The sequence below is a fragment of the Streptomyces sp. NPDC043738 genome, assembly GCF_056436545.1.
In genome coordinates this window covers 1-9,086 of the sequence record NZ_JBWKCJ010000062.1, presented here as the reverse complement: position 1 = coordinate 9,086, position 9,086 = coordinate 1, and the positions used below count along the sequence as shown (strand labels likewise).

Here is a 9,086-nt window from a genome sequence, read left to right as displayed (position 1 = left end):
GCACCCCCACCCCCCGCCGCAACAACTCCAACCCCACCACCAAACCCACCGGCCCAGCACCCACCACCAACACCCGCGAACCCACACCCACACCAGAAACCGACACCACAACCACCCTCCACAACCACCAACACACCAAAACCAACCACACACAAAGACACACCGGACTACGTCTGCCGGCGCGCTCTTAAATGCCTCGGACGACTCGGCGCCGAAGTCCTCACTGTCTGTCGGTCATCTTCAGCACCCTCCACACATCATCCTCACCAACGGTTACACCCACACATAAAAGCTCGATCAAACAAAGAAAAAACAACCCGGGGATGAAAAATCGAAGCAGTGGAATACCCACCCTGACCAACCTGGCTACAACCTTGGAAACACCCTCCGCCCCCCAAATAAGGCAACAACCCGCAAAGAGGCAGAACCGTGGCCGTAGCAATCACCCCAACTGCGCGTGAATGGCGCCCGTCAGTGCGGCCGGTCATCGGTGGCGGGAGCGGCACGGCGGGCGAGCGGCGACAGCGGCGGCAACAACAGCAACGGTCGCCCTATGGCAGTCAAGGTTCGAGTGGGCTGTGCTGTGTCGCAGGGTGGTCAGTCAGCCGTACGGCCGCCGATTGGTGTATTCGCCCGGTGACTTGTGGGCGACTGCCCTGCCTCCCGCACATGTGTCACGCATGCGTGGTGGGAAGGTCCACGTGGGCGCGGCCTCGGGCGCGGCCATCGATGCGCTTCAGGCTCTCTCCCCACAGCGAGGTGGACGACCCGGGCCTGGACGCCTGCGCCGCCGCACTGCCACATGCCGGCGGAGCTACCGAAGTGGTCCTCGCTCGTCAACGTAGACCGTGGGCTCCGACAGGAACACGTCGGCGTCCACGGTGCCGTACGCGATGTTGAAGGTGTCCATCCAGTACGACCAGTCCTGCATTCCCGACGCACTGCTGAAGCGGTAGTTGAGCTGCCAGCGGACCCACTGGCCCGGAGCGAGGCGAACAGCCGGGGGCCTGCGTGGCCGGGGCGGGAGGGCGAACAATGGGTCCACCCTGGGCTGGACCCGCAGTCGACCGTCGGATTCCCGGAGCTGTACGTCGACTCTGCGCAAGTCCTTCTCGGTGTCATACGGCTCAAAGCCATCCCGCTCGTGCATGCGGACCACGTGCGCGGACGAGGGTGCCGTGCTGGGGAAGGCGAAGCCGACCGGGGCTGCGTTCCTGCGTGTGGCAGCCTCTCCGCCCCGGGACTTCTTCGTCCAGGTCGTCCGTATCCACTGGACGGCTATCTCCACGGCCTCATCCCCTCCTCCGCGAATCCCTGGGAACTCGTCGACGAGCGCACCACCTTATGTGCGCCCCGCTAGCCCGCTCACGTTCGCCCGCTACCCCGCTCATCTCCGCCCTGCCACCCCGCTCACGTCCGCCCGGCTGCCCGACTGCCCGCCTACGTGCACCCGGCGGCCCGCTCATGCGCACCCGGCTACCCGCCGTCACCGCGGAAAGTGCGGCGGTACACCTGGGGCGCGACGCCGATCGCGGCGTGGAGGTGCTGGCGCAGCGAGACGCCGGTGCCGAAGCCGGCGCGGTGGGCGACGAGATCGACGGGCCATTCGGTGGTCTCCAGCAAGTGGCGTGCGAGGTCGACGCGTTGGCGGGTGAGCCATTGGCCGGGGGTGGTGCCGACTTCGTCGCGGAAGCGGCGGGTGAAGGTGCGTACGCTCATGTTGGCGTGGGCGGCGAGGTCGGCCAGGGTGAGGCGTTCGGCGAGGTTCTCCAGGGCCCATGCCTGGGTGGGTGCGGTGCTGGTGGCCTGCGTGTCGGGGACGGGCCGCGGGATGTACTGGGCCTGGCCGCCGTCGCGCCACGGCGGTACGACGCAGGAGCGCGCGACCTCGTTGGCGATCTGGCTGCCGTGGTCGCGGCGGACGATGTGCAGGCACAGGTCGATGCCCGCGGCGACTCCGGCGGAGGTGAGGATGTCGCCGTCGTCGACGAACAGGACGCCCGGATCGACGCGGGTGGTGGTGAACATCCGCTGCAGCCGGTCGGCCTCCCGCCAGTGGGTGGTGGCGGGCCGGTGGTCGAGCAGCCCTGCGGCGGCCAGGACGTAGGTGGCGGTGCAGATGCCCACGATCCGGGTGCCGGGTCGGATGCCGGCCAGGGCGTCGCGCAGTGCGTCCGGCAGCCGGCCCTCTTCGCGGATCGGGCCGAGGGCCTGGGAGGGAGGGATGACGACGGTGTCGACGCCGGACAGCAGGGAGGCGTCGTGTGTGACGCTGAGGCCGTAGTCGGCCTCGGTGCGCACCGGGCGGCCGTCCAGGCTGCAGGTGGTCACGGTGTAGAGCCGGGTGCCCGCCCTGTCGTGGGCGGCGCCGAAGATACGGGCGGGGATGCCGAGCTCGAAGGGGACGACTCCGTCCAGGGCCAGAACGCCGACGTGGTGCATGGCCAGATCCTTTCAGGTCGTGGCCGTCAGGCCGCTGCTGGGGATCTTGTGACTCCGGCAGGGTGAGGACGTGCCCAAACAACCGGCACAAACCACAACAAGAACCGCCGGAAAGCGAACGTGACCATGTCCATGTCTCAGGACGCCATCAGCCCTGCCCCCGCCGCTGCCCCTGCCCCTGCCCCTGCCCCTGCCCCTGCCCCTGCGACCATGCTTGCCGTCCCCCAGGACGCCCCGGGACGTCCCGACGTCCTCAAGGTCTTCGAGGTGCCTCGCCCGCAGCCCGGCCGGGGCGAGATCCTGGTCCGGGTGCACGCGGCGGGCGTGAACCCGGCCGACTGGAAGACCCGCGAGCGGGGCGTGTTCGCCAACGGGGCGAAGCCTCCGTTCACCCTGGGCTTCGACGTTTCCGGAGTGGTGGCGGAGACCGGCGACGGCGTAACCCTCTTCCAGCCGGGTGACGAGGTCTTCGGGATGCCGCGCTTCCCGCACCCGGCCGGTGCCTACGCCGAGTACGTCACCGCCCCGGCCCGCCATTTCGCCCCTCGGCCCAAGGGTCTGGACCACATCCGGGCCGGTGCCCTGCCGCTCGCCTCGCTCACCGCCTGGCAGGCCCTGGTCGACACCGCGCACGTCCAGCCGGGACAGCGGGTGCTCGTCCATGCCGCCGCGGGCGGCGTCGGCCATCTGGCCGTCCAGATCGCCAAGGCCCGGGGCGCCCATGTGATCGGCACCGCCAGCGCCGCCAAGCACGAACTGCTGCGCTCGCTCGGCGCGGACGAACTCGTCGACTACCGGACCGAGGACTTCGCCGAGACCGTCCGCGACGTGGATGTGGTGCTGGACAGCCTCGGCGGCGACAACTGGGCCCGCTCCCTGCGCACCCTGCGCCCCGGCGGCACTCTGATCTCGATCCTGCCGCTGGATGGCACCTTCCCCCACCAGGAGGCCGAAGCGGCTGGGGTGCGGGCGGTGTTCATGCTCGTCGAACCCGACCAGGCGGGGCTGCACGCGATCCGCGCCCTCGTCGAAGACGGCCGGCTGCGCGTCATCGCGGACGCGGTCTTCCCCCTTGAGGAGGCCGCGGCGGCCCACACGCTCGGGGAGACCGGCCGCACCACCGGAAAGATCGTCCTGTCCGTCACCTCGTGAGCGGCGACCGGCCCGCCCGCGTCCGGCAGCCCCGTACCGACAAGGAGAACGGAACCACCGACAAGGACGACATCGTCGCCGCTTTCCCCACCCGCTCCGAAAGCGCCCGCAAACTTGGAAATGGCGGAAATTTGTTCTACCTTCTCAGCGAGAATTCGGCGATCTTCACTCGGCCGTCCGGCTGGTGAAGCGGGCCGCGACGAAGGGGCAGGACCAGCTGCCGGGCCGAGCTGATGCCATCGGCCAGGGGGGCCCGTGCAACGCCGTCGCATACGCATATCCAGTCACCCGCACATATCCGGTCGCCTCCGCATATCCGTCTGGGCCGGCCCGGCCGGCCTCGCACTCGGTCTCGGCCTGTGGGGCATCACCCGCGAGCACAGCATGTGGCGGGACGAGGCGGCGACTTGGCAGGCAGCCCATCGGCCGCTGGCCGAAATCGCGCACATGGTCGGTCAGGTGGACATCGTCCACGGCCTCTACTACATGGTGATGCACGCGGCGTTCGCCCTCTTCGGCGACAGTCTGCTCACCCTGCGACTGCCCTCGGTGCTCGCCACCGCCATCGCCTGCGGACTGACCGCCCTGATCGGGGCCCGGCTCTCGGATCGATGGGTGGGCATCGGTGCGGGGTGCGGTCTCGTCGTCGTTCCCGCAGTCCAGGAACACGCCCAAGAAGGACGGCCCTACGGACTCGTCCTCGCCTTTGTCGCACTCGCGACCTGGCTTCTGGTGGGTGCCCTGGAGCAGCCGAACCGTGGACGGTGGGCCTGCTATGCGGGTTCGGTGCTGATCGCCGCGCTGCTCAACTGGTTCTCGCTGCTCGCGCTGGTCGCCCACGGTGTCACCATGGCGTACGTCCGCCCCGGCCGGGCCCGCGTCATCGGGTGGGCGCTCGCCTCCTGCAGCGCCCTCGTCGCGGCTCTACCGCTGATCCTGGCCAGCCAGGACCAGGCCGGACAGGTCTCGTGGATCAAACCGCTGGGCTGGTCGACGGTGCTCGGCGTGCTGATCACCGTAGCGATCGCAGCCCTCGGGGCGCGCACACCACAGGCACGCACGACACGCGGCAGCCGCGGGGAGACGCCTTCCGCCCGTATGCACCTCGCGGCCGTCGCGCTGCCGCTGTGCGCACTGCCCCAGTTGGGCCTGGCGCTGGTTTCGGTCGTCAAGCCTCTCTACGTCACGCGCTACGTCCTGTTCGCCTACGTCGGGCTGGCACTGCTTCTCGGCGCCCTGCTGGCCGGGATCGCGGTGCGGCTCAAAGCACAGCCCCGGGTGCTCTTTCCCGCCGTTGTCGCCGTCGCCCTGTTGGCACTGCTGCCGATGGAACTCCGACTGCGTACCGAAGACAGCCGCGTCGACGACGTACTCACCGCCGCCCACCTCGTCGACCGCATCCGCCACGCGGGCGACGGCGTGGTCTACATCCCCGCCGCGCGCCGCGACACCGCCCTCGTCTCACCGGACGCCTTCCAAGGCCTCCGGGACCTGGCCCTGGCCCAGGGCCCGCAGGAGTCGGGCACCCTGAAGGGCATAGAGGCCGACCCCCGCACCATAGAGCGCGCCATGCTCGACACGCCTCGCATAGTCCTCGTCACCGACCCCGGGGCGCCGGCCCCCGACACGGCACGCGACCTCACCAAGCAACGCGTCCTCGAAAGGCACTTCGTCCGTCGCTCGACCAGTACGGAGCGAGGCCGTCAGGTGAGCGTCTACGAACGACGTCGGCCCGCCGGTTCCGACGGATCATGCGGCTCGGCTCCCGGCTCGTCGTGCAAGGCGGGGTTCGGCGGACGTTCGTTGCGGTACCCGGCGGGAATAACCGGTCGGCTGAGCGCGCTGGCCCGATCATGAACGCCCTCACCTACCTCGGCGGACCGACCGCGCTCATCGAATACGGCGGCCTGCGTCTGCTCACCGACCCGACCTTCGACGCCCCCGGTGACTACCCGATCGGCGAGCGCAAGCTCGTCAAGCTGGCCGGGCCCGCGCTGAGTGCGGATGAGGTGGGCGCAGTCGACGCGGTGCTGCTCTCGCACGACCATCACCCGGACAACCTCGACAAGGCGGGGCGCGGGTACGCCGCTGCCGCCCCGCTCGTTCTCTCCACCCGCTCGGCAGTGGAGCGGCTCGGTGGACCGGTGCGGGCGCTGCCCAACTGGGAGACGTACACGCTCGGTGGCATCCGCATCACCGGTACCCCCGCGCAGCACGGGCCGGACGGAAGCGAGCACCTGGTCGGCGAGGTGACCGGCTTCGTGCTGGGCGGGGACGGGCTGCCGACGGTGTACGTCAGCGGGGACAACGCCTCGCTGGATGTCGTGCGGGAGGTCGCTCGGCGGGTGGGGCCCATCGATGTGGCGGTGCTGTTCGTGGGAGCGGCCCGTACGCCGCTGGTGGGTGATGCGGACCTCACACTGTCCAGTGCGAACGCGGCGCGGGCCACGGAGATCCTCGGTGCACGGCAGGTCGTGCCGTTGCACTTCGAACAGTGGGGTCACTTCACCCAGGGGCCGGACAGCCTGACGGCGGCCTTCGCGCAGGCCGGTCTGCGTGAGCGGCTGCATGTGCCGAAGCTCGGCGAAACGGTCGGGCTCTAGGGTCCGGCCTGGCGGCTCAAGAGGAGGACGTCGGAGGGGATCGGAGGCGCTCTCTCAGGCCTCAGCCGCTCCCGACGCTTCCTCGATCTCGGCCAGGGCGAGCTCAAAGATGCGCTGCTGATCCTCGGTCACCGGCACGTCCGACTCCCCGGCCTCTTCAGCGGCCTCCAGCCACTCGTAGATGATCACCTCGATGATGTCCGGCACGCCCGTGCCCAACAGCATCTCGACCAGCTGCCAGGAGTGCGTCGTGACCGGAAACCTCGCCGCCCGGTAATGCGCCCTGGCCTCCTGCCATATCTTCCGCGCCGCCTCCGGTCCCTCGACATGGGCCGCGTCGTGCAGCAGACGGCACCAGCCGACATCGATGCGGTCGATACAGCCGCTGAACTCGCTGTCCCAGGGGCTGATTTCCGCGACCTCACGGAACAGGGCGAGTGCCGCGGCACGATCGCCGGCGGAGTAGAGGTCGTGCGCCGGTCCCAACTTCGCTTCCAACCGCTGGTGCGGCAGCGCACCGTACTTGGCGACATAGGCCTCCAACTCCGCCAAGTACTCCCTGTGTTCGGCTGCGCGGCTTCGCATGCGCTCGGAGAACCACCACAGCTCAGCGGTCTCGTCATCGTCGACGCCGTTGACTTCGGCTTCCTTCAGTAGCTCGACGACCCGGTCGTTCTCCTCGTCCATCTCTTCCGGGTCCGGGTTGTCCTCCAGCTCGTCCAGACGGGCATAGGCCCCGGCGAGCGCCAGCACACCACGTACGTTCCCGTCCACCGCTCCGACCGCCAGACATTCATCCACGGCCGAGGCGACATGGGACCAGTACGTCCCGTCGGCCAACTCTCCCGCAGGGGTGAACAATGCACCCAGTTCCGGTGGCAGCTTCCCGGAGGTGATCACTGTGGTGATGCTGGCGGGAAACGGCGGCAGTTCCATTCTTCCCCCTCGACACGGTCGATCGACATTCTTCCACCCGGCGTGCTACGCGTCCTGAATCGCGTTCACCAGGCCGGCGACAAGGTTCGCCCGCTCGACCATGACGTCGACCACCAGGTACTCGTGGTCGGCGTGGGCACCGCCCCCGACCGCTCCAAGGCCGTCGAGTGTGGGCACCCCCAGTGCGGCCGTGAAGTTGCCGTCGCTTCCGCCGCCGACTGCCTTGCCTTCGATGCCGGGAAGCAGCCTCGTCGCCACGGCGAACAGCTCCGTCGACGCCGACTCGGGCATCGGGGGCCGGCCGACAGCTCCTCGGACCGTGATCTCCGCCTCGTCGAGATGTGGAGCCAGTGCCGCGAAGGCTGCTTCGATGCGTTCCTTCTCGCCGGCCGACTCGACCCGGACGTCGACGATGACGGTCGCCTCCGCGGGCACGACGTTGTCCAGGGTCCCAGCGGACGCGACGGTGGGGGTGACGGTCGTGCCGATGTCGGGACGACCGAGTGCCTCGATGTCCAGTACCTGGTGCGCCGCCTCGACCAGGGCGTTGACCCCGGCTGCCGGCTCAAGGCCCGCATGCGACGCCCGGCCCGCGACCGAGACCTCGAACGTGCCGCAGCCCTTGCGGCCGGTCTTCAGGCCTCCGCCGTCCGCGGCACCCTCCATCACGAGTACAGCGCCACAGGCTAGGGCTCGTTCTTCGATGAGCGCTCGCGAGGAGTGGGAGCCGACCTCCTCGTCGGCGGTCACCAGGATCTCGACCCCCGACCGGTCCTCGAGTGTCGCCAGGCCGTGAATGGCCTGTACGAGCCCGCCGAGCATGTCGAAGACTCCGGGGCCGGTCGCACGACCGTCTTCGACCGTGAACGGGCGGCGCTCAAGAGTGCCGAGCGGAAACACCGTGTCGTGGTGACCGAGGATCAGTACCTTGGGGTCGCCGCCGGCCGACCAGTGGACGTGCGGCCCCGCCTCGCTCTCGACGAGTACGGCCTGCCCGCCGAGTCGGCCCTCGATGACGGCGGCGACCGCTTTGGCCGAGGCCCTCAAGGCGTCGAGGTCGCGCGACGGAGACTCGACCTCGACGAGTGTCCTGAGGTCCTCGATCATCGCGTCGACACTCAGACGGCCGATCTTGTGCATCGTCATGCCGCAAGGGTAATCGGCGGGCCGCGGCGGGCCTGCGCCGCGGCATCACGAACCTCACCCATCGCGCCTGCCACCCCGACACCGACTCCACCACGGCCTACGAAGAACGCTGCCTGGGCGTCGCGGTCAGCGGGAACACGGATCCAACGGCTAACGGATCCAACGGATCTAAGAGGCGCGTTGAGAAGTACCCCCTAGGGTCGGCCGCCGATGGTGCCCGTCCCTGGCCCGCCTTCCCGTATGGAGCTGCTCGTGACCTCGCCGGACAACCCCGTGTCCTCCCGGTTCCGCACACCGCGCCGCCGGCTGCTCCCGCCCGAGCGGCCGCCGGCACCCGGTACGTCGTACCGGTCCCGGAAGATACGCGGCACGCTCACCGCATCGGCCCTGTTCGCGGCGGGGGCATTGGCGCTGTCCGGGTGTGGCGGGGACGGCCCGGCGGGCAGCGGCGACGGCAAGAACGGTGCCGGCGCCAAGCACGGCTCCGGCATCCGGATCATGGTGTCGTCCAAGGACGGTGCCATCAACGCCGGCGTCAACGGAACCCGTGTGCAGGTCACCGGTGGCACGTTGACCGAGGTGAAGCTGACCGCCGCGGAGTCCGGCAAGGAGGTGGCCGGCGCCATGGCGCCTGGAGGGGCCTCCTGGAAGGCGTCGGTGCAGCTGGAGCGCGGCACCAAGTACAGGATCGCGGCGAAGGCGAAGGACGCCGAGGGCCGTTCGGCCACCGAGAACGCGACCTTCACGACGGTCTCCTCGGCCAACAGCTTCATCGGCACCTACACCCCCGACAACGGCAAGACCGTC

At 69.4% G+C, this 9,086-nt stretch carries 9 protein-coding genes; 5 read left to right on the top strand and 4 right to left on the bottom strand.

Going from position 1 to position 9,086, the window contains the following annotated elements:
- Nucleotides 1-814: 814 nt before the first annotated feature.
- Both AC0680_RS37770 and AC0680_RS37765 read right to left on the bottom strand, forming a co-directional pair.
- Nucleotides 815-1,288, bottom strand: a complete 474-nt coding sequence (locus tag AC0680_RS37770; RefSeq protein WP_478637564.1) for a hypothetical protein — start codon at nucleotides 1,286-1,288, stop codon at nucleotides 815-817.
- Nucleotides 1,289-1,476: 188 nt separating this feature from the next.
- On the bottom strand, nucleotides 1,477-2,442 hold the full coding sequence (locus AC0680_RS37765) for a GlxA family transcriptional regulator (RefSeq protein WP_478637563.1): 966 nt from the start codon (nucleotides 2,440-2,442) through the stop codon (nucleotides 1,477-1,479).
- 210 nt (nucleotides 2,443-2,652) lie between these two features.
- On the opposite strand from AC0680_RS37765, the gene AC0680_RS37760 reads away from it, so the two are divergent.
- From AC0680_RS37760 to AC0680_RS37745, 4 genes are all read left to right on the top strand, one after another.
- Nucleotides 2,653-3,594 (top strand): NADP-dependent oxidoreductase, encoded by a 942-nt coding sequence (locus tag AC0680_RS37760; RefSeq protein WP_478637562.1) that lies wholly within the window; start codon nucleotides 2,653-2,655, stop codon nucleotides 3,592-3,594.
- Entirely contained in the window at nucleotides 3,591-3,782 is a 192-nt protein-coding gene (locus AC0680_RS37755) for a hypothetical protein (RefSeq protein WP_478637561.1), read from the top strand. The genes AC0680_RS37760 and AC0680_RS37755 overlap by 4 nt, the downstream gene beginning before the upstream one ends.
- Nucleotides 3,783-3,849: 67 nt before the next feature.
- Nucleotides 3,850-5,451, top strand: a complete 1,602-nt coding sequence (locus tag AC0680_RS37750; protein ID WP_478637560.1) for a glycosyltransferase family 39 protein — start codon at nucleotides 3,850-3,852, stop codon at nucleotides 5,449-5,451.
- The gene (locus AC0680_RS37745) at nucleotides 5,448-6,197 is read left to right on the top strand and encodes an MBL fold metallo-hydrolase (protein ID WP_478637559.1); all 750 of its coding nucleotides are present in this window, start codon (nucleotides 5,448-5,450) and stop codon (nucleotides 6,195-6,197) included. The genes AC0680_RS37750 and AC0680_RS37745 overlap by 4 nt, the downstream gene beginning before the upstream one ends.
- 54 nt (nucleotides 6,198-6,251) lie before the next feature.
- Here AC0680_RS37745 and AC0680_RS37740 read toward each other — a convergent pair whose 3' ends face one another.
- Together AC0680_RS37740 and AC0680_RS37735 are read right to left on the bottom strand one after the other, a co-directional pair.
- Entirely contained in the window at nucleotides 6,252-7,133 is an 882-nt protein-coding gene (locus AC0680_RS37740; protein WP_478637558.1) for a hypothetical protein, read from the bottom strand.
- 45 nt (nucleotides 7,134-7,178) lie between these two features.
- Nucleotides 7,179-8,279, bottom strand: a complete 1,101-nt coding sequence (locus AC0680_RS37735; RefSeq protein ID WP_478637557.1) for a M20 family metallopeptidase — start codon at nucleotides 8,277-8,279, stop codon at nucleotides 7,179-7,181.
- Between the two features lie 252 nt (nucleotides 8,280-8,531).
- Between AC0680_RS37735 and AC0680_RS37730 the strand changes: the two genes are divergently transcribed.
- On the top strand, nucleotides 8,532-9,086 hold a 555-nt coding region (locus AC0680_RS37730), incomplete at its 3' end, for an Ig-like domain-containing protein (protein ID WP_478637556.1).

Bases quoted from the DNA above. Each gene is read 5' to 3' on its own strand.
- AC0680_RS37765 (WP_478637563.1), bottom strand. From the start codon at position 2,442: ATGCACCACGTCGGCGTTCTGGCCCTGGACGGAGTCGTCCCCTTCGAG.
- AC0680_RS37760 (WP_478637562.1), top strand. From the start codon at position 2,653: ATGCTTGCCGTCCCCCAGGACGCCCCGGGACGTCCCGACGTCCTCAAG.
- AC0680_RS37745 (WP_478637559.1), top strand. From the start codon at position 5,448: ATGAACGCCCTCACCTACCTCGGCGGACCGACCGCGCTCATCGAATAC.
- AC0680_RS37740 (WP_478637558.1), bottom strand. From the start codon at position 7,133: ATGGAACTGCCGCCGTTTCCCGCCAGCATCACCACAGTGATCACCTCC.
- AC0680_RS37735 (WP_478637557.1), bottom strand. From the start codon at position 8,279: ATGACGATGCACAAGATCGGCCGTCTGAGTGTCGACGCGATGATCGAG.